This window comes from Streptomyces sp. NPDC007346, assembly GCF_040703535.1.
In the GTDB taxonomy this organism is placed as follows: domain Bacteria; phylum Actinomycetota; class Actinomycetes; order Streptomycetales; family Streptomycetaceae; genus Streptomyces.
Genome location: NZ_JBEYKR010000001.1, coordinates 57494 through 76477, shown reverse-complemented (window position 1 = coordinate 76477; position 18984 = coordinate 57494). Strand labels below are relative to the sequence as shown.

Genomic DNA, 18984 nt, shown 5'->3' with positions numbered 1-18984 from the left:
CACATGCGAAGAATGCCCAATTTTAGCGCCTTTTTGAAGCGTATAGCCCCCTCTGCGCGGCGGTTCCACCCTCTGAGCAGAGTCCGGACAGAGGGGACGAGTGGGGCGCAGGCATAACGAGTGCACAACACCCGGGCCACAGGGCGTGAAAAGCGGTGCGGGATCCGTACTCACCTGCGATTATCGGTTCGCTTCACCGAACCTCCACATCGTGCCACGCAGGTGAAGCAACCGGGTCCAGGCGATCGGAGCCCTATCCTTGTCCCGGCACGGCCACGGAACCACCCGATCAGGGCTCCCGGCCCCCGTAGCTCAGTGGATAGAGCAGGCGCCTTCTAAGCGCTTGGCCGCAGGTTCGAGTCCTGCCGGGGGCGCACCGACCGCACGACCGTGAGGCCCTCCGCACCGGAGGGCCTTTTCGCTGGTCGGCGCAGGTTAGCGGGGCGGGGGTAGTGGCGGCGTAAGACGGCGCGGGAGAGGGTTCCGCACACCGCCCGGCGCCCTGGATCTCCTCGCATATCCAGGAAAATGGCCATTCCGGTTGAGGAGTGGGCACATGCCGGATCATCCTTGCGGGCATGAACCTGCGCTCCTCCCTCGACGTGTCCGGCCTGCGCGACTACGCCTTCGACTGGGCGCTGGTGGACGTGGAGACGTCCGGGCTCGTCGCTCGGCGGGACCGCGTGCTGTCGGTGGCGGTGGTGACCATCGGTCCGGACGGGGAGCAGACCGGGGAGTTCTCGACCCTGCTGAATCCGGGGTGCGATCCGGGGCCGGTGCACGTGCACGGCCTGACCGCCGAGCGGCTGCTGGGCGCGCCGACCTTCGAGCAGGTGGCGGGGCAAATAGGGGCGCTGTTGCAGGACCGGGTTCTGGTGGCCCACAACGCCCAGTTCGACTACGACTTCCTGGCGCACGAGTTCGCGCGGGCCCGCCTGTACCTGCCGGTCTCCCAGCGGCTGTGCACCCTCGCCCTGAACCGGCAGGTGGACCCGCCCGCTCCGGACATGAAGCTGGGGACGCTCGCCGCCCACTACGGCGTACCGCAGCTGCGGGCACACGACGCCCTGGACGACACCCGTGTGCTGGCCGGCATCCTCCGTGCGACGCTGCGGGAAGCCGCGCGGCTCGACCTGCAACTTCCCCTGGTCGAGTGCCCGCCGCGCCAGGACGTGCGGTTCGCGCCTCAGCCGCCCAAGGCACCCTGCGCGTACCGCAATCCCGGGCGGGCGGAGCCGGGCGGTCCGCTCGTGCAAGGCATGAAGATCGCCATCACCGGGGAGACGGCGACCGCACGCGCCGAGCTGGTGGCGCGGTCGGTCGCGGCGGGGCTGAACGTCATGTCCTCGGTCAGCCGCCACACCAGCGTGCTGGTCACCGACGAGGCGGCTTCGGGCTCCGCGAAGGCCCGCCGGGCGGCCGCCGAGGGCGTGCCCGTGATCGACGAGCACACGTTCCTGCGGCTGCTGGGTGACGTACGCCCTGGGACACCGCACCGGACTGCGGCGGGGTCGAAGGCCGCGGCACCTGGGGTTGCGGCAGCGGTCCCGGGGAGCGGCAGCAGCGTCCCAGCTCTCGGGAGCGGCATGGCCGCTGCCGGGACAACCACTCCGGCTCCTGCTTCCGCTTCCGTTCCTACTGCTCCTGCGCCTGCTTCCGCTCCTGCTCCTGCTTCCGTTGCTGCCGCAGCCGCCCCCGCGCCCCAGGCCGTCTCTCCCACGCCTCCCGGAGCCGGCGCTCCCGCGTCTGCCCGGTCCACGCCGGGTGCGGCCGTCCCTGCTCCACGCCGGCCGGCCACGGCTGCGGCGACGGGCCGCCCTCTGGCCGGGCGGCGCGTCCTCATACTCGGCGGCACCCATCCCGCCGCGGCCGCCGCGCGCACCAGGGTCGTCGAGCTGGGCGGTTCCGCCGCCATCAACCTTTCCAGCAGTGTCACCGACGCCGTCCTCCTGCCGGGAGGGGAGGCCGATCGCCGGATGCGGCGGCTGCCCGAACTGGGAGTCCCTGTGCATGACGAACACTGGCTGACCGCGACGCGGGCCGCTCCCGCCGAGACCGGCACGGCCTCACCGGCGGCAACCGGCTCTTCCTCACCGGAGCCGAAAGCGGACCGTCCGCCGTCCCCTCTCATCCTGCCGCGCGGCGGTGTCGTGGACCTGCCCCCTCAGCAGCAGGCCACGGCCCCGCTGTGGCACATCACCGCGGCCTGGGTTCCGCAGGACGCGTGCGAGATCGATGTGGTCGCCTTCGTACTCGACGAGGACGAGCAGGTGACGTTCGACGAGGACTTCGTCTTCTACGGTGCCCCCGAGAACCCCGCAGGCACCGTACGTCTCCTCACCGACGGCCCGGCCGAGCAGACGATCGCCGTCGACCTCGCATCCCTCCCGCCCGCCTCCCGTAAGGTCGCCGTCGCCGCTGCCATCGACGGGAAGACGACCTTCGGCGACGTCGGCGCGGTCCAGATCACCGCGGTACCCGGCACCGGAGCCGCACCGCTGGCCAGGGCCACCCTGGACGCCGCCACCACGGAACGCACCTTGCTCCTGGCCGAGTTCTACCGCCGCGGGCCGGTCTGGCGCTTCCGCGCGGTCGGACAGGGTTACGACCACGGGCTCGCGGACCTGGCACGGGGCTACGGCGTCGACATCGCCGACTGAGCAGACGGCGAGGCAGGCGACAAGGCCGACGACAAGGCCGACGGCGAGGCAGACGGCGAGGCAGACGGCGACGCGGGCAAGGGCTCGGCCCCACTGCCCGCACACGGCCCTCATCGCACCAGCAGCAACCCGCAGCCGTAAGCCCGGCCATGTCCGAGCCCCCTCGCCGCGTCGGCCGGGCGCGTACGGCAGCGGGAGCGGGACGGGGGCGGGGGCGGGCCGTCGTTGTCGTACGGCGGTGGGGCCCCCGGCCGGAACTCCGTCGCGGCCCGCGCACGGCACTCCGGCCCCGCCCGTCCCCCACGCCCCTCGAGGCGGGATGTGCAGCGCAAGAGTGGACGACCGACGAAACGTTCGGTACGGAGCGACGTTCAAGGCGCCGCAAGAACGGGCAAATCGATTCTGTACGACCGTAGGCGGAATCCCGTCGCGGGGCACCTCCCACCTCTCCGCGGACCCGTTCGGGCGAGCGCGACTTCGTTGTGCCGTCCGGCCCTCGGTCGTGCTCGCCATCCGCCGAACACCCCTGCGAACCGACGTACCACCTGGAAAGGAGCGCCACGATGGCAACGCCGCTGTCCGCCGACAAGCTGCTCAAAGCCCTCCGCGACGAAGGCCTCCGCGTCGTCGAACACCGGAGCTGGCGTACGAACAACCGGAATCACAAAGGGTCCTGGGGTCCGACGCACGGCGTCATGATCCATCACACCGTCACATCGGGCACCGCCGCCTCCGTCGATCTCTGCTACAACGGCCACTCCGCCCTCCCCGGCCCCCTCTGCCACGGCGTCATCGCCAAGGACGGGACCGTCCATCTCGTGGGGAACGGGCGGGCCAACCACGCCGGGCTCGGCGACGACGACGTGCTGCGTGCCGTCATCGCGGAGAAGGCCCTGCCGCCGGACAACGAGGCCAACACCGACGGCAACCGGTACTTCTACGGCTTCGAGTGCATCAACCTCGGCGACGGCAAGGACCCGTGGCCGGCGGCCCAGCTGCTGGCCATCGAGCGCGCGGCCGCCGCCGTGTGCCGGGCGCACGGCTGGGGCGAGCGGTCGGTGATCGGGCACCTGGAGTGGCAGCCGGGCAAGATCGACCCGCGCGGCTTCACCATGAACTCGATGCGCACCCGGATCGGCAAGCGGCTGGGCGGCTCACCGGACGGGCCCTCCCAGCCGCCGAGACCGACGTACGAGCCGTTCCCCGGGGCGTCGTTCTTCAAGGTCGGCCGCAACAGCCCGGTCATCACGGCGATGGGCAAGCGCCTGGTCGCCGAGGGGTGCAGCCGGTACACGGTGGGCCCCGGCCCGGCCTGGTCCACGGCGGACCGGAACTCGTACGCGGCCTGGCAGCGCAAGCTGGGCTACACCGGCACCGACGCGGACGGCATCCCGGGGAAGACCAGCTGGGACCGGCTGAAGGTGCCCAACGTGTGAGTCTCGCGGCCGGCGGTCCTACAGCGCGATGGCCAGCAGGACGCACGCCGCCAGCACGAAGGCGGTGCGGACCTGGTGGAAGGTGTTCCAGCGGGGTTCGAAGGCCTTGCGGGCGGCGCTGTCGTCGCCGCCCTCCGACTTCGCGAGCGCGTTGTTGAGCGGGATGTTGCCGGCCACCGTGACCACATGACCGGCGACCACGCAGACGAGCGCCCCCACGAGCGCCGGGCCCTCCACGGCGTCGTGCTCGCCGAGTCCGGTGAAGAGCGCGGCGGCGGGCAGGGCGACCACGCCGAGGAAGAGGACGAGGAAGGCCGGCCCGGGGACCTTCTCGTTGAAGCGGCGCATCGCCGCGGTGAACTGATCGTCCGTCAGCTCGGCGAGGCCGGGCATGATCGCGATCAGGAACGACAGCATGAAGCCCGCGTAGAGGCCGGTGACGATCACGGAGAGCACCAGGAGCAGGGAGGTCATGGCGGACATCATGACCGGCGACAGCCGTTCGCACAGCCATATTTCGCATGGCCGTGCGAACGTCGCCCGCGGTGAGGAGCCGGTCGGGTATCGGTCGGCTGCCGGGAAGCCGGTCAGGTCGGTCGGCTGCCGGGAAGGGCCGGGCGGGTCGGTCGGCTGCCGGGAAGGGCCGGGCGGGTCGGTGGCTGCCGAGGGGTCAGTCGGGTCGGTCGGGCCCCTCGGCTGCGCAAGGGCCCCCGTTGGCTCGGTCGGCCGTCACGGGCCCGTCGGCTGCCTAGGCAGGGGCCCGGCCGCTCAGCCGATCTCTCCCTCGCGCGTGTCTTCCCCGTCCTCCGGCTCGGTCCCGTTCCTGAGCGCCTCCGCCTGTCCGATCGCCGTCGCCAGCTTCCGTACCGAGCTGTCCTCGGTCTCGTCCGCCAGCTTCGATGCCCGGGAGGCCAGCTCACGGAGTGAGGGTGTGCCGGGCAAGTCGCCGCCGCGCAGGGTGTCGGCGAAGTAGGCGGCCACGGCCGCGACCTGGAGCCGCTGCGGCGCGCCGCCCCACAGATCGCCGTCGAGCGCCCCGGTCCCCACCGTGCCGCTCTCCTCGTACGCCTTGCGGGTCTTGGGGTCGAGCCACCGCACGGTCGCCTTGGCCACCGGGCCGGAGGCGCCCTCGCGCAGCCGTACGGCATAGAGCGCGGTCACCGTGTGGCCGGGGCCGACCTCGCCGCCGTCGACGCTGTCATCGCGGAAGTCCTCGTCGGCGACCTTGCGGTTCTCGTAGCCGATCAGCCGGAACTGCTTCACGGTCCCCCGGTCGAACGCCACCTGGGCCTTGGCGTCGCGCGCCCGCAGTTCGATGTGGGCGGGCAGCTGGTCGACGAAGACCTTGCGGGCCTGCTCCTCGTCGCCGACGTACGTGGTGTGGCCGTCGCCCCGGTTGGTGAGCCGCTCCATGAACGCGTCGCCGTAGTCGCTGCCGACGCCGACGCCGAAGAGCGTGATGCCGTACTCACGGCGGGCGGAGTCGATCCGTTCCAGGATGTTGTCGGCGCTGGTGTCGCCGGTGTTGGCGAGAGCGTCGGAGAGGAGCACCACCCGGTTGTTCACGCCCTTGCGGTGGCCCTCGACGGACTCCTCGTAGCCGCGCTTGATCCCCGCCTCCACGTTGGTGGACCGGGCGGCCTCCATCTCGTCCACCGCGTCCCGGATCTTGTTCCGGTTGCCCTTGAGGCGGGTCATCGGCAGCCGGGTCTCGGCCTCGTCGCTGAAGGTGACCAGGGCGACGGAGTCGTCGTCGCGCAGCTCGTCGGTCAGGATGTGCAGGGACTTCTTGACCAGCCCCAGGCGGCCGGGGCCGGCCATGGAGCCGGAGACGTCGACGACGAACGTGAGGGAGGCGGGCGGGCGTTCGTCGGTCGGCGGGGCGGTCTTGGTGGCCAGGCCGACGCGGAGCAACGACCAGTCGGAGGGCCCGGAGCCCGTGCCGTTGCTGGTGCCCGCGCCCTTGCTGGTGTCCGTTCCCGTTCCCTTGCTGGTGCCCGTTCCCTTGCTGGTGCCCGCGCCGATCCTCGCCCCGTCGACCGTCACGGAGAAGCCGTTGCCCTCGGGCCGTTCGTACCCCTGCCGGAAGCTGTTGACGAACTCCTCCGGCCGTACGTCCGCCGCGTCGGGCAGCCTGCCGTCACCGAGGGTGCGGCGCGCGTAGCCGTAGCTCGCGGTGTCCACGTCCAGGGCGAAGGTGGAGAGGTAGTCCGGGGCGGCGGTGTCCGGCTCGGCCGCGTCGCCGTTCTGCCCGCTCTCCCCGCTGTCTCCTCTCTCCCCGCTCTCCTCGCTCTCCCCGGAGTGCCTGCCCTTCTCCGGCGCCACCGCCTCCGGTGCGGGCTGCGCGCCGGCCGTCCCCTGCGGCGGGCGTGCGCCGGAGCCCTTGTCAGCGGTGGCGTTGTCCGACGACTCGGTGCCGCTGCACGCGGTGAGCAGCATCCCGGCGGCGAGCAGGAGCGCCACCGCCGGGGCCCGGCCCCCCACCCGGCCCCCTGCCCGTGCCCCTGATCGCTTGCCGTTTCGCTGGTGCATCCGTAACCCCCCACGTCATCACGGTGTCCCTGTGTCCGACACCTGTGAATGTGACGTACGAGGCCGCCGGCCGGAGCCGACGAAAGCGTTGCGGAACCGTCTCGATGCGGCAACAGAGGCCGGGCAGAAGACGCTTGTGGCCGGGCAGGAGCCCTGTGTGGCCGGGCGAACCGCGGAACATCAGGTTCAGGACACGATGTCCTTACGACTGAACCCTCGGAACGCCAGAGCGAACAGGATCAGGGCGTACGTCACCGAGATCGCCGCCCCCTTGATCATGCCGCCCCACTCCAGCTCGGGCTGGAGCGCGTCGGCCCACGCGAACTGCCAGTGCGCGGGCAGGAAGTCGCGCCAGGAGCCGAGCGCCGTGACGGCGTCGAGCACATTGCCGACGATGGTGAGGCCGACCGCGCCGCCGACCGCGCCGAGCGGGGCGTCCGTCTTCGTCGAGAGCCAGAACGCCAGCCCCGCCGTGACGAGTTGGGAGACGAAGATGAACGCGACGACGAGCGCGAGGCGCGGCACGGTGTCCCCGGCGGCCAGCGCTCCCCCGGTGGGCAGTTTCAGCGGGCCCCACCCGTAGGCCGCCGTGCCCGCCGCCAGGGCGACGAGCGGCAGCAGCACCATCGCGGCCAGGCTGAAGCCGAGGGCGACGACGAGCTTGGACCACAGCAGCCGGGTCCGGGGCACGGGTGCGGCGAGCAGATAGCGCAGCGAGGACCAGCTCGCCTCGGAGGCGACGGTGTCCCCGCAGAACAGGGCCACCGGGATCACCAGCAGGAAGCCGGCGGAGACGAACAGGGAGGTGGCGGCGAAGTTCGCGGCGGACTCGGTCGCCACGTCCATGAGGTTGATCCGGTTGCCGCCCCGGCCTCCGCCACCGCCGCCCTCCCCGTCCGGCGAGCCGCCGATCGCGAAGGCGATGATCAGGATGAACGGGAGGGCCGTGAGGATGCCGCCCATGAGCAGGGTGCGGCGGCGGCGCAGTTGCCGCATGGCCTCGACGCGGAGGGGGAGCGTGCGCCCGGCGCGGTAGCCGGGGGCCTCCGGGTGTTCGGTCCCGGGGTGCTCGGCCTTCCCACGGGCCTCGGGGGGCTGGGTGGGGGCGCTCATGCTGCTCCTCCGGAGATCAGGGTGAGGAAGGCGTCCTCCAGGCGGCGGTGCGGGCCGACGCCGGTGACCGGGACGTCGAGCCGGACCAGGTCGGCGACGAGCCGCGAGGTGGTGGCCCCGTCGAGGCGGACGAGGAGTCCGAGGCCGTCGTCGGTGCGGACGGCGGAGCCGATGCCGGGCAGGGCGGCGACCTTCTCCGCGAGCGGCTCGGACACCGTCTCGGCCGAGGTCACCAGGATCATGTCGCCGGAACCGGTGATCTCGGCGACCGGCCCGGCCTGCACCAGCCGGCCCCGGTCCATGACGACCAGGTGGGTGCAGGACTGCTCGACCTCGGAGAGGAGGTGGCTGGAGACGATGACGGTCCGGCCCCCGGCCGCGTAACGGATCATCACGTCACGCATCTCGCGGATCTGCGGCGGGTCGAGCCCGTTGGTCGGCTCGTCGAGGATGAGCAGGTCCGGCATGCCGAGCATGGCCTGGGCGATGGCGAGCCGCTGCCGCATGCCCTGGGAGTACGTCCGTACGGCACGGGCCAGCGCGTCGCCGAGCCCGGCGATCTCCAGGGCCTCGTCGATGTGGGCGTCCTCGGCGGGGCGGCCGGTGGCCTGCCAGTACAGGTCCAGGTTGGCGCGCCCGGACAGGTGCGGCAGGAAGCCCGCGCCCTCGACGAAGGCGCCCACGCGGGAGAGGACCGGGGCGCCGGGGCGGATGGCCTGGCCGAAGACGCGGATCTCGCCCTCGTCGGGGGTGATGAGCCCCATGAGCATGCGCAGGGTGGTCGTCTTGCCCGCGCCGTTGGGGCCGAGCAGCCCGAGCACCTGCCCCTTCTCGACGCGGAAGGACAGCTCGCGCACGGCGTACCGGTCGACGGACTTCGCGTACTTCTTCGAGAGCCCGGTGATCTGGAGCGGTACGTCGGTGAGCGCGGGGTCCGGCGCGGGCGTCGCGGTGCGGCGGCGGGCGGTGAGCAGGAGGGCGGCCGCGATGACGAGGGCGGCGGCCGGGAGGCCCCAGGTCCACCAGGGGAGGGTGGCCGCGGCCGTCTTGACGGCGGGTGCGGTGGGGACGGTCAGGGGTCCGTCGGTGGTCACGGTGTAGGTGGCGGGCTCGGCGGGGGACGCGTATCCGAGGTCGGTCGCGGAGAAGACCAGCCGCATCCGGTGCCCGGCGTCGAACTCGTGGTCCACGGCGGGCAGCGCCAGCTCGATGGACCTGCCCTGCTGTTCGGGGGTGATCCGGTAGGGGGCGACGAGCTGGGAGGGCAGCCGCTGCTGCCTGCCGTCCGGCGACACGTCGTACACCTTGCCGAAGAGCACCGCGTCACGGCCCTCGGTCGCCTTGACGGTCACGCGGACGGTGGGCGTTCCGGTGACGCGTACGGAGGTGGCGAGCGGGGCCGACTCGAAGCGGCCGAACTGGCCGGGGAAGTCGAGCGAGAGCCCGACGCCGAGCGAGGAGAGCTGGGAGAGTCCGCCGCCGATGCCCGGTACGGCGGAGATGGCGGGCGGCGCGGAGCCGGCCGGGTTGCGGAACGTTTCCGTGGCGCCGGGGGGTGTCGCCGTTGTGGTGGACGTGCTGGTTGTGGTGGACGTGCCGGTTCCGGTGGACGTGCTGGTTGTGGTGGACGTGCTCGTTCCACTGGACGTGCCGGGCTCGCCGGTTCCTGCGGCGCGCAGCGGGATCTCCCGGCCGCCGCTGCGCAGCCCCGGGTAGGTGTCGCTGCTCGCGCCGCGCTTGAGGGTGGCGCCGTCGGTGGAGTCGATGCCTCCGGTACGGGTGACGCGGAAGCCGGGCCCGGTGTCGGTGCCGGTCTCCTCCTTCAGGTACCGGTCGAACCAGGAGCCGACCCGCCCTTCGACACGTACGGCCTCGTTGTCTCCGCCGTCGTGGCCACCGGAGATCCAGTCGACGGAGACGGGTGCGCCGTTGGCGCTGATCGCCTTCTGCATGGCGTCGGCGTGGCCGAGCGGGAAGAGGGAGTCGGACTGGCCCTGGAGGATGAGCGAGGGCACCTTGATGCGGTCGGCGACGGCGGAGGGCGAGCGCTCGGCGAGCAAGGCGCGGGCCTCGGCGTCGGGCTTGCCGCTGACGGCGACCCGCTCGTACATCTCGCAGAGCCGCTTCTCGAACTTCTCGCAGCCGCCGCCGGAGGTCACGAAGATCCCGGCCCAGAGCTTCTTGAAAACCCCGTCGGGGAAGAGGGCGTCGGCCAGGTTCCAGTACGTGATCACGGGCGCGATGGCGTCGACGCGCTGGTCGTGCCCGGCGGCGAGCAGGGAGACGGCCCCGCCGTAGGAGGCGCCGGTGAGGCCGACCCGGGGGTCGCCCTCGGCGTCCAGCTCGACCTCGGGCCGCTCGGCCAGCCAGTCGATGAGCCCGGAGACGTCCTTCACCTCGCGCTCGGGGTCGTTGAGGGAGATCTCTCCGCCGGACCTGCCGAACCCGCGCGCCGACCAGGTCAGCACCGCGTACCCGTTCGCGGCCAGCTTCTCGGCCTGGGCCCGCACGTCGTTCTTGCTGCCGCCGAAGCCGTGGCCGATGAGCACGGCGGGCCGCTTGCCGGAGCCTCCGGCGGTGAAGTACGAGGTGTCGATCGGCACTCCGCCGGGCCGTAGTATCCGGTCCTCGCGCTGCACGGCGGGCGGGCCGTCGTCGGCCACGGCGGTCCAGGTGCCGCCGCCCACGAGCACGGCGAGCGCGGCGACGGCCGCGGCCCACCGGCCAGGTGTTTGGGGCAGCAGGCGCCGCCATCGAACAGTAGGGGTCTCCATCCCTCGACCCTAAGCGGACGACGCCACCGGCCGAAGTGCCGCCAGGGGGAGGTGGTCGGCCTCCCTGAGAGGTACGGTGCGCCCTCCCCGTACTCCGGACGCGGTACCGGCCTTATCTCTCCCGAACGCCATTGCGGACATTGGCCGCGCAACGGCCTCCGCGCGGCTCGCGGGCCGGGCTTCTGGGCGGGGGTCGTGGGCAGGGGTCGTGGGCAGGGCTTCCGCGCGGGGGTCGTGCGCGGGGCTCCCGGGCGGGACTCAGGCGCGGGACTCAGACCCGGGGGTCGTACGCGGGCTTCTGCGCGAGGCTCGTGCGCGCGGGGCGCCTGGGCCGCGCTCCTCAACCGGACGGCCCTTGACGTTCATCGGGGGCCGCGGACGGGAACCGGCCTCGGAGCCCGGAGATCGAGCGGTGTCTCCACCGGCAGCAGCGCCGCGGCCCTCTCCCGCTCCCCCGCCCGTACGGCCGCGTGCACCTCGCGGGCGAGCGGGGTGACATCGCGTACGGAGACAGTCCACTCGTCCGCGTACCGCCGGGCCGCCTCCCCGCTCAGTCCCACCTGCAGGGAGCGGTACGGGAGCGGGTTCAGGTCCAGGTCGCGCTCGGGGTCCCACTGCACCCGGGCGGGGGCGGTGCGCAGGGCGCGCTTCCAGGTGGCCTGGTCCGGGTGCACATCGCGTACGTAGTGGGAGAGTTCGGCGTGCGCGAGGGCCCACTCCAGGCCGCTCCGGGCGATCTCGACGGCGAGAACGACCTCCTGGCCCTCCTTGGCGCCCCACCCGCAGCGGTACATCATCCAGAGGAAGCTGGGCTTGATCCACGTCATCCGGTCCCGCTTCCAGGCGGCGGGAAACCGCCCGTCGCGCGCGGCGGGGAGGCCGATGGCGGGCCGGTACGCCTGGTAGACGGTGACCGTCGTGGCGGTCTGGAGCGCGCGGATCTCGTAACGGGGTGGCAGGCCCGGGGCGTTCATGGGCCCAGGATGCGGGACGCGTTCACGCCCCGGCACCTGGTTTTCCTCTTCCGGGCTGTCAGTGGATTCAGTGGTCTCAGTGGTTTCGGGGGTTTCGGCGGTCTCAGTGGTTTCGGCGGTTTCGGCGGTCTCAGTGGTTGCGCGGGAAGCCCAGGTCGACGCCCGCCGGTGCGTCCGCCGGGTCCGGCCAGCGGGTGGTGACGACCTTGCCCCGGGTGTAGAAGTGCACGCCGTCGTTGCCGTAGATGTGGTGGTCGCCGAAGAGGGAGTCCTTCCAGCCGCCGAAGGAGTGGTAGCCGACCGGGACCGGGATCGGGACGTTGACGCCGACCATGCCCGCCTGGACCTCCAGCTGGAAGCGGCGGGCCGCGCCGCCGTCGCGGGTGAAGATCGCGGTGCCGTTGCCGTACGGCGAGGCGTTCATGAGGGCGACGCCCTCGTCGTACGTCTCCACGCGGAGCACGCACAGCACCGGGCCGAAGATCTCGTCCCTGTACGCGTCGGAGTCGGTGGAGACCTTGTCCAGGAGGGAGAGGCCGATCCAGTGGCCGTCCTCGAACCCCTCCACCGTGTGGCCCGTGCCGTCGAGGACGACCTCCGCGCCCTGGGCCGCGGCGCCCGTCACGTAGGAGGCGACCTTGTCGCGGTGGGCGGCGGTGATGAGGGGGCCCATCTCTGAGGCGGGGTCGTTGCCGGGGCCGATCCTGATCTTCTCGGCGCGCTCGCGGATCCTGGCGACCAGCTCGTCACCGATCGCGCCGACCGCCACGACCGCCGAGATCGCCATGCAGCGCTCACCGGCGGAGCCGTACGCCGCCGAGACCGCCGCGTCGGCCGCCGCGTCCAGGTCTGCGTCCGGGAGGACCAGCATGTGGTTCTTCGCGCCGCCGAGGGCCTGGACCCGCTTGCCGTTGGCGGAGGCCGTGGCGTGGATGTGGCGGGCGATGGGGGTGGAGCCGACGAAGGAGACGGCCGCCACGTCGGGGTGGTCGAGCAGGGCGTCGACCGCGACCTTGTCCCCGTGGACGACGTTGAGGACGCCGTCCGGGAGGCCCGCCTCGGCCGCCAGCTCGGCCAGCAGGTTGGCGGACGACGGGTCCTTCTCGCTCGGCTTCAGCACGAACGTGTTGCCGCACGCGACCGCCAGCGGGAACATCCACATCGGCACCATGGCCGGGAAGTTGAACGGGGTGATGCCCGCGACCACGCCGAGGGACTGGCGGATCGAGGAGACGTCGACGCGGCTGGAGACCTGGGTGGAGAGCTCGCCCTTGAGCTGGGTGGTGATCCCGCACGCCAGCTCGACGATCTCCAGACCGCGGGCGACTTCCCCCAGCGCGTCCGAGTGCACCTTGCCGTGCTCGGCGGTGATCAGCGCGGCGAGGTCGTCGCGGTGGGCGTCCAGCAGCGCGCGGTAGCGGAAGAGGACCGCGGTGCGCTGGGCGAGGGAGGACGTGCCCCAGGTGGCGTACGCGGCCTTCGCCGCCGCGACGGCCGCGTCGACCTCCTCGGCCGAGGCCAGCGCCACCCGCGTGGTGACCGCGCCGGTGGCCGGGTCCGTGACGGGGCCGTACCGGCCCGACGTGCCTTCCGCGGTCTTGCCGCCGATCCAGTGGTTGACGGTCTTCGTCATGACGTACTCCTTCGGGCTTCGGGCCTCGGGCAGGCGCGGGCGCGGGCGTGGATTCACAGGTGGCGGCGCCGGGCGGCGACCTGCCGGTCGTACTCCTCCCGGGCCTCGACCGCCGCCGGCCGGCTCGCGGTCTCGGCCACCGGAACATCCCACCACGCCTGTGCCGGAGGGGGGCCCGACACTGTGTCGGGCGTTTCGGTCTCGACGTAGACACAAGTGGGGCCCTCCGCGTCGCGGGCCTCGGCGAGGGCCTTGCGCAGGTCGTCGACGGTGGTGGCGCGCAGGACGCGCAGGCCGAGGGAGGCCGCGTTGGCGGCCAGGTCGACGGGGAGCGGCGGGCCGGTGAAGCCCCCTTCGGCGTCACGGTGGCGGTAGGCCGTACCGAAGCGCTCGCCGCCGACCGCTTCGGAGAGGCCGCCGATGGAGGCGTACCCGTGGTTCTGGAGGATCAGCAGTTTCAGCGGCAGGTTCTCCTGGACGGCGGTGACGATCTCGGTGGGGTTCATCAGGTACGTGCCGTCGCCCACGAGCGCCCAGACGGGGCGGGGCGGCTTCTGAAGTCCGTTGGTGGGCCGGTGGGTTCCGGTCGCGGGTCTGTGGGCTTCGGTGGCGGGTCTGTGGGTTCCGGTGGCGGGCCTGAGGGTTCCGGTCGCGGGCCCGTGGGCTTCGGTGGCGGGTCTGAGGGTTCCGGTCGCGGGCCCGTGGGCTTCGGTGGCGAGCAGGACGCCGATCGCGGCCGGGATCTCGTAGCCCATGCAGGAGTAGCCGTACTCCACGTGGTACTGGTCGCGGGAGCGGGTGCGCCAGAGCTTGTGGAGATCGCCGGGGAGAGAACCGGCGGCGTTGATGAGGATGTCCTCCTCGGTGACCAGGGCGTCGAGCAGGCCGAGGACCTGGGTCTGGGTGGGGCGCGCGGTGGGGTCGGGGGTGGTGAAGGACGCTTCGACCTGTTCCTCCCACGCCTCCTTCGCGCCGGTGTACTCCGTCTCGTACGCCGGGTCGACCCGGTAGCCCCGTCCGGCGAGCGCGCTCGTGAGCGCCTCCAGGGCGGTGCGGGCGTCGGCGACCAGGGGGAGGGCGGCGAGCTTGTGGGCGTCGAAGCCGGTGATGTTGAGGTTGAGGAAGCGGACGGCCGGGTTCTCGAAGAGCGTGCCGGACGCCGTGGTGAAGTCCGTGTACCGGGTGCCGACGCCGATCACCAGGTCGGCGGTGCGGGCCAGCTCGTCGGCGGTGGCGGTACCGGTGTGGCCGATGCCGCCCACGTCCGCCGGGTGGTCGTGGCGCAGGGCCCCCTTGCCCGCCTGGGTGGAGGCGACCGGGATCCGGGTGGCGGCGGTGAACGCGGCGAGGGTCTCCTCGGCGGCGCTGTGGCGGACTCCGCCGCCCGCGACGATCAGGGGGCGGCGGGCGGAGCGAACCGCCCGTACCGCCGCTTCCAGTTCGGCCGCGTCGGGCGCCGGCCTGCGGACCTGCCAGACGCGCTCGGCGAAGAACTCCTCCGGCCAGTCGTACGCCTCCGCCTGCACGTCCTGCGGCAGCGCGAGCGTGACCGCGCCCGTCTGGGTGGGGTCGGCGAGGACCCGCATCGCCTGAAGGGCCGCCGGGATCAGCGCTTCGGGGCGGGTGACGCGGTCGAAGTAGCGCGAGACGGGCCGCAGGCAGTCGTTGACCGACACGTCACCGGCGTACGGGACTTCGAGCTGCTGGAGTACGGGGTCGGCGGGCCGGGTCGCGAAGGTGTCGCCGGGGAGGAGGAGGACGGGCAGGTGGTTGATGGTGGCGAGGGCGGCGCCGGTGACGAGGTTGGTGGCGCCGGGGCCGATGGAGGTGGTCACCGCGTGCGCGGAGAGCCGGCCGGACTGGCGGGCGTACCCCACGGCCGCGTGCACCATGGCCTGCTCGTTGCGGCCCTGGAGGTACGGCATGCGGTGCGTGGTCCGGTTTCCGTTGCCCGCCTCCACCAACGCCTGGCCGATCCCGGCGACGTTGCCGTGGCCGAAGATGCCCCAGGTGGCGTTGATCAGGCGGTGGCGGCGGCCGTCGCGCTCGGTGTACTGGCGGGCGAGGAAGGCGACCAGGGCCTGAGCGGTGGTCAGGCGGCGGGTGGGAGCGCGCCGCGCGCTCGCGGGGCTCTCGCGGTCGACGGGGGCGGGGGCGCTCGGCCGATCGGTGCGGCCTGGGGCGCTTTCGCGGTCGGAACGGCCTGGGGTGTTCGCCGGGTCGGTGCGGCCCGGGGGCCTTTCGCAGTCGCTACGGCCCGGGGTGCTCGCCGGGTCGGTACGGTCCAGGGTGCTCGCCGCGTCGGTACGGCCCGGGGTGCTCGCCCGGTCGACGGGGCTCGGGGGGCTCTCGCGGTCGGTGCGGCTCGCGGGACTCGTCGGGCTCAAGGCGTTACCTCCGGGCCGGGCGACGGCCGGTCCGCTTCCGGGCGGGCCGTCTGCGGATGCGCGGTCTGCGGGCGAACCGTCTGGGGACGCGCGGTCTGCGGATGGGCCGCCTGCGAGTGCGGGGTCTGCGGGCGGGCCGCCTGCGAGTGCGCGGTCTGCGGATGCGCGGTCCGTGGTTGCACCGTCTGCGGACGCGCCGTGTACAGCGGCAGTCTCGCGTCGACCGGCTCGTCCGGCCAGGTGTCGCGGATCCATCCGTGGTCCGGATGGTCGCGGATCAGCCAGGCCCGCTCCTCCCCCGGCCCCGCCATGACGTTCAGGTAGTACAGCGTCCGGCCGGGCGGGGCGATCGACGGGCCGTGCCAGCCGTCGGGGATGAGGACCGCGTCGCCGCTGCCGACCTCGGCGAGAACATCCGTACCGCCCTCGCGCGACGGCGAGACCCGGTGGTAGCCGAGGCCGCCGCCCTCCACCTCGAAGTAGTAGATCTCCTCCAGCTCGCACTCCTCACCCGGGACGTGCTCGTCGTGCTTGTGGGGCGGGTAGGAGGACCAGTTGCCCCCGGGCGTGAGGACTTCGACGGCGATCAGGCGGTCGCATACGAAGGTGTCGGCGGCGGCGAAGTTGTTGACCTGGCGCGAACAACTGCCGGTGCCGCGCAGTTCGACGGGTACCTCCGGCGCGGGGCCGTAGCGAGCGGGGAGTCGTCGCTCGCACTTCGCTCCTGCCAGGGCGAAGCGGCCTCCTGCGCCGGAGGCGATCTGTGCTCGGTCGTCGCGTGGCACGTAGGCGAAATCACTCACCCCGCTGAACACGCTTTCCCGGCCCAGCAGTTCAAAGGTGTCACCTGCCGTACGCACCGTACAGCCACCGGTCAACGGCAGGACGATCCACTCGCACTCCCCGGTGACGAGCGTATGAACTCCGCCCGGCTCCAGCTCCAGAACGCGGAGACTGGACCGGTCCCATCCGGCCATTTTCGGATCGATATCCAAGACATAGGGCCCTCGGCCCGCGCTGCCGGAGGGCAGGTGGTGGCGCGCGGCGGGACGGATGCCCTCGGCTCCCCCGGTGTGTTGCTCGTGGTGCGTGTCCATGCCCACTCCTTACCCGTCCTTCCCGGTCTCCCCGCCCCTCCCGGTCTTCCCGGTCTCCCCGTCCCTCCCGGTCTCCCCGTCCTTCCCGGTCTTCCCGGTCTTCCCGTCCTTCCCGGCTAGAGCAGCGATACGGCGGTGTCGACGGCCCCCGCCACGTCCCCGTCGACCGGGTAGAGCAACGAACGCCCCACGACCAGCCCCCGCACGGTCGGCAGCCGCAGCGCCTCGCGCCACTTCCCGTAGGCCCCGTCCAGGTCGTCGCCCACCTCCCCGCCGAGCAGGACGGCGGGCAGCGTGGAGGTCTCCATGACCCGGGCCATGTCGTCCGGGTCCTCGGTGACGGGGACCTTGAGCCAGGTGTACGCGGAGGTCCCGGCCAGGCCCGACGCGATGGCGATGGACGTGGCGACGGCGGTGGCGCCCAGGTCGGTGCGGAGGCGGCCGTCGACGCGGCGGCAGAGGAACGGTTCGACGAAGACGGGCAGCCGGTGCGCGGCCATCGCGTCGATGGTGCGGGCGGCGGTGTGCAGGGTGTCCAGGGAGCCGTGGTCGTCGTGGTCGATGCGGAGCAGCAGCTTCCCCGCGTCGAAGCCGTGGCGGACCAGGTCCTCGGGGCGGTGCCCGGTGAACCGGTCGTCCAGCTCGAAGGCGGCGCCCGCGAGCCCGCCCCGGTTCATGGAGCCCATGACGACCTTGTCCTCCAGGGCGCCGAGGAGGAGCAGGTCGTCCAGGACGTCGGCGGAGGCGAGGACGCCGTCGACCCCGGGGCGGGAGAGGGCGAGGCAGAGCCGCTGGAGCAGCTCGAACCGGTTGGCCATGGCCAGGGCCCGGTCCCCGACGGCGAGGGCACCGCGTGCGGGGTGGTCGGCGGCGATGATCATCAGCCGGCCGGGGTGCGTGGCGCGCGCCCGGCCGGCCGGGCCCTCGCGGTCCATGGCGGTGTCGCGGCCTCCCGTGGCGGTGTCGCGGTCCGTGGCCGTGTCGGCCGTACGGAGCAGGGGGCGCCGCTGCCGTCGCGCGGCGGCTTCGGCGACCGCCTCGGGGTGCTCGGCGCGGAGCCGGACCAGGTCGCGGACGGAGGGGGCGGCCGGGGCGGCGGGGGTCATGACTCCGCTCCGGCAGGGGGCGGGGCGGGGGCGGCGGCGTCCGCCTGAACGCCAGGGCCTCCTCCGTACGCACGAGCCGCGCCGGCAGCACCGGTCGGCTCGGCGGCGACGGCCCCCTCCGCGAGCGCACGTTCGACCTCGGCCGGGAAGGGCATCGCGGAGGAGCAGGCGAGGCGGGAGGCGACGATGGCCCCGGCGGCGTTCGCGTACCGCATGATCCGGGCGACGTCCCATCCGGCGAGCAGCCCGTGGCAGAGTGCGCCCCCGAACGCGTCCCCGGCGCCGAGCCCGTTGACGACCTCCACCGGCAGCGGCTCCACATCGGCGGTGGAGCCGTCGCGGTGGACGGCGAGGACGCCCTTCGGCCCCTGCTTGACGACGGCGAGCTCCACCCCGGCCGCGAGCAGGGCGCGGGCGGCGGCGTGCGGTTCGCGCTCGCCGGTCGCGATCTCGCACTCGTCGATGTTGCCGACGGCGACGGTGGCGTGGGCGAGCGCTTCCCGGTAGCGGGCGGGCGCCACGGAACTGTGGTCTGCGCCGTCCCAGAACATGGGCCGCCAGTCCAGGTCGAACACGGTCGCGGTACGAGGCTGCCCGGCCGATTCCTCGCCGCCCCTCGCGCTCCCACTGCGGACGCTTCCACTGCGGGCGCCTTCGCTGCGGGCGCCTTCGCTGCGGTCTCTCTCGGCACGGGCACTCTCGCTGCGGGCCCGGAGCGCCGTCAGTGTCGCGGCCCGGCTCGGTTCGGCGCTGAGTCCGGTGCCGGTCATCCAGAAGATCCGGGCGTCGCGCACCGCGTCGAGGTCGAGTTCCGGCGGGTGGATCTCCAGGTCGGGCGCCTTGGGCTGCCGGTAGAAGTAGAGGGGGAAGTCGTCCGGCGGGAAGATCTCGCAGAAGGTGACCGGGGTCGGATACTCCTCGACCTCCGTCACCCACCGGTCGTCCACCCCGAACCCCTTGAGCTCCTGGTGGAGGTAGTCCCCGAAGGCGTCCCGGCCGGTCCGGGTGATCACCGCCGTCCGCCGTCCCAGCCGGGCCGCCGCCACCGCGACGTTCGTCGGGGAGCCGCCGAGGAACTTGCCGAACGTCTCGACCCGGGCGAGCGGCACCCCGATGTCCAGGGGGTAGATGTCCACCCCGATCCGGCCCATGGTGATCACGTCGTACGGCTCAGACATGCGCATCCCTTCGACCCCCGGTGGCCGGCTGATCCCAGGTCTAGTCCCCTCCCGGGAACCCTGTCAACATTTTGTCCGGACATTCGGACGAACC

Annotated in this window: 12 protein-coding genes and 1 tRNA gene; 3 read left to right on the top strand and 10 right to left on the bottom strand. The window is 72.8% G+C overall.

What is annotated here, in order from left to right; translation table 11 throughout:
• The first annotated feature begins 301 nt into the window (after positions 1-301).
• The 3 genes from AB0917_RS00285 (at position 302) to AB0917_RS00275 (ending at position 4096) form a co-directional block, all read left to right on the top strand.
• Positions 302-374 (top strand) — tRNA-Arg (locus AB0917_RS00285).
• Between the two features lie 204 nt (positions 375-578).
• Positions 579-2660: a TerD family protein gene (locus AB0917_RS00280; protein WP_366817167.1), complete on the top strand. Its 2082-nt coding sequence runs from the start codon at positions 579-581 to the stop codon at positions 2658-2660.
• 563 nt (positions 2661-3223) lie between these two features.
• Complete coding sequence (locus AB0917_RS00275) at positions 3224-4096, top strand: peptidoglycan-binding protein (protein WP_366817165.1); 873 nt, start codon at positions 3224-3226, stop codon at positions 4094-4096.
• An 18-nt stretch (positions 4097-4114) separates the two neighbouring features.
• Here the strand turns inward: AB0917_RS00275 and AB0917_RS00270 are convergent, their stop codons facing one another.
• The 10 genes from AB0917_RS00270 to AB0917_RS00225 all read right to left on the bottom strand — a co-directional run bounded on the left by AB0917_RS00270 (position 4115) and on the right by AB0917_RS00225 (position 18890).
• Positions 4115-4582 (bottom strand): anthrone oxygenase family protein, encoded by a 468-nt coding sequence (locus tag AB0917_RS00270; RefSeq protein ID WP_366817164.1) that lies wholly within the window; start codon positions 4580-4582, stop codon positions 4115-4117.
• Between the two features lie 282 nt (positions 4583-4864).
• Positions 4865-6535 (bottom strand): von Willebrand factor type A domain-containing protein, encoded by a 1671-nt coding sequence (locus AB0917_RS00265; protein ID WP_366817270.1) that lies wholly within the window; start codon positions 6533-6535, stop codon positions 4865-4867.
• A gap of 279 nt (positions 6536-6814) precedes the next feature.
• Complete coding sequence (locus AB0917_RS00260; RefSeq protein WP_366817163.1) at positions 6815-7741, bottom strand: ABC transporter permease; 927 nt, start codon at positions 7739-7741, stop codon at positions 6815-6817.
• Positions 7738-10515, bottom strand: coding sequence for an alpha/beta fold hydrolase (locus AB0917_RS00255; protein ID WP_366817162.1), 2778 nt, complete (start codon positions 10513-10515; stop codon positions 7738-7740). Before AB0917_RS00255 ends, AB0917_RS00260 begins: the two co-directional genes overlap by 4 nt.
• Before the next feature lie 362 nt (positions 10516-10877).
• Entirely contained in the window at positions 10878-11489 is a 612-nt protein-coding gene (locus AB0917_RS00250; protein WP_366817161.1) for a DUF4291 domain-containing protein, read from the bottom strand.
• A gap of 130 nt (positions 11490-11619) precedes the next feature.
• The gene (locus tag AB0917_RS00245) at positions 11620-13122 is read right to left on the bottom strand and encodes a CoA-acylating methylmalonate-semialdehyde dehydrogenase (RefSeq protein WP_366817160.1); all 1503 of its coding nucleotides are present in this window, start codon (positions 13120-13122) and stop codon (positions 11620-11622) included.
• A gap of 53 nt (positions 13123-13175) precedes the next feature.
• Positions 13176-15218 (bottom strand): thiamine pyrophosphate-dependent enzyme, encoded by a 2043-nt coding sequence (locus AB0917_RS00240; RefSeq protein ID WP_366817269.1) that lies wholly within the window; start codon positions 15216-15218, stop codon positions 13176-13178.
• Between the two features lie 287 nt (positions 15219-15505).
• A complete protein-coding gene (gene iolB, locus AB0917_RS00235) occupies positions 15506-16606 on the bottom strand; it encodes a 5-deoxy-glucuronate isomerase (RefSeq protein WP_366817159.1) in 1101 nt (366 codons plus the stop codon).
• A 116-nt stretch (positions 16607-16722) separates the two neighbouring features.
• Positions 16723-17541, bottom strand: a complete 819-nt coding sequence (locus tag AB0917_RS00230; protein ID WP_366817267.1) for a deoxyribose-phosphate aldolase — start codon at positions 17539-17541, stop codon at positions 16723-16725.
• A gap of 167 nt (positions 17542-17708) precedes the next feature.
• Positions 17709-18890: a 5-dehydro-2-deoxygluconokinase gene (locus tag AB0917_RS00225; protein ID WP_366817158.1), complete on the bottom strand. Its 1182-nt coding sequence runs from the start codon at positions 18888-18890 to the stop codon at positions 17709-17711.
• Between the last annotated feature and the right edge of the window lie 94 nt (positions 18891-18984).

Bases quoted from the DNA above. Each gene is read 5' to 3' on its own strand.
- AB0917_RS00225 (WP_366817158.1), bottom strand. From the start codon at position 18,890: ATGTCTGAGCCGTACGACGTGATCACCATGGGCCGGATCGGGGTGGAC.
- AB0917_RS00280 (WP_366817167.1), top strand. From the start codon at position 579: ATGAACCTGCGCTCCTCCCTCGACGTGTCCGGCCTGCGCGACTACGCC.
- AB0917_RS00230 (WP_366817267.1), bottom strand. From the start codon at position 17,541: ATGGACCGCGAGGGCCCGGCCGGCCGGGCGCGCGCCACGCACCCCGGC.
- AB0917_RS00275 (WP_366817165.1), top strand. From the start codon at position 3,224: ATGGCAACGCCGCTGTCCGCCGACAAGCTGCTCAAAGCCCTCCGCGAC.
- AB0917_RS00245 (WP_366817160.1), bottom strand. From the start codon at position 13,122: ATGACGAAGACCGTCAACCACTGGATCGGCGGCAAGACCGCGGAAGGC.
- AB0917_RS00255 (WP_366817162.1), bottom strand. From the start codon at position 10,515: ATGGAGACCCCTACTGTTCGATGGCGGCGCCTGCTGCCCCAAACACCT.
- AB0917_RS00265 (WP_366817270.1), bottom strand. From the start codon at position 6,535: ATGCTGCTCACCGCGTGCAGCGGCACCGAGTCGTCGGACAACGCCACC.
- AB0917_RS00250 (WP_366817161.1), bottom strand. From the start codon at position 11,489: ATGAACGCCCCGGGCCTGCCACCCCGTTACGAGATCCGCGCGCTCCAG.
- AB0917_RS00270 (WP_366817164.1), bottom strand. From the start codon at position 4,582: ATGATGTCCGCCATGACCTCCCTGCTCCTGGTGCTCTCCGTGATCGTC.
- iolB (WP_366817159.1), bottom strand. From the start codon at position 16,606: ATGGACACGCACCACGAGCAACACACCGGGGGAGCCGAGGGCATCCGT.
- AB0917_RS00260 (WP_366817163.1), bottom strand. From the start codon at position 7,741: ATGAGCGCCCCCACCCAGCCCCCCGAGGCCCGTGGGAAGGCCGAGCAC.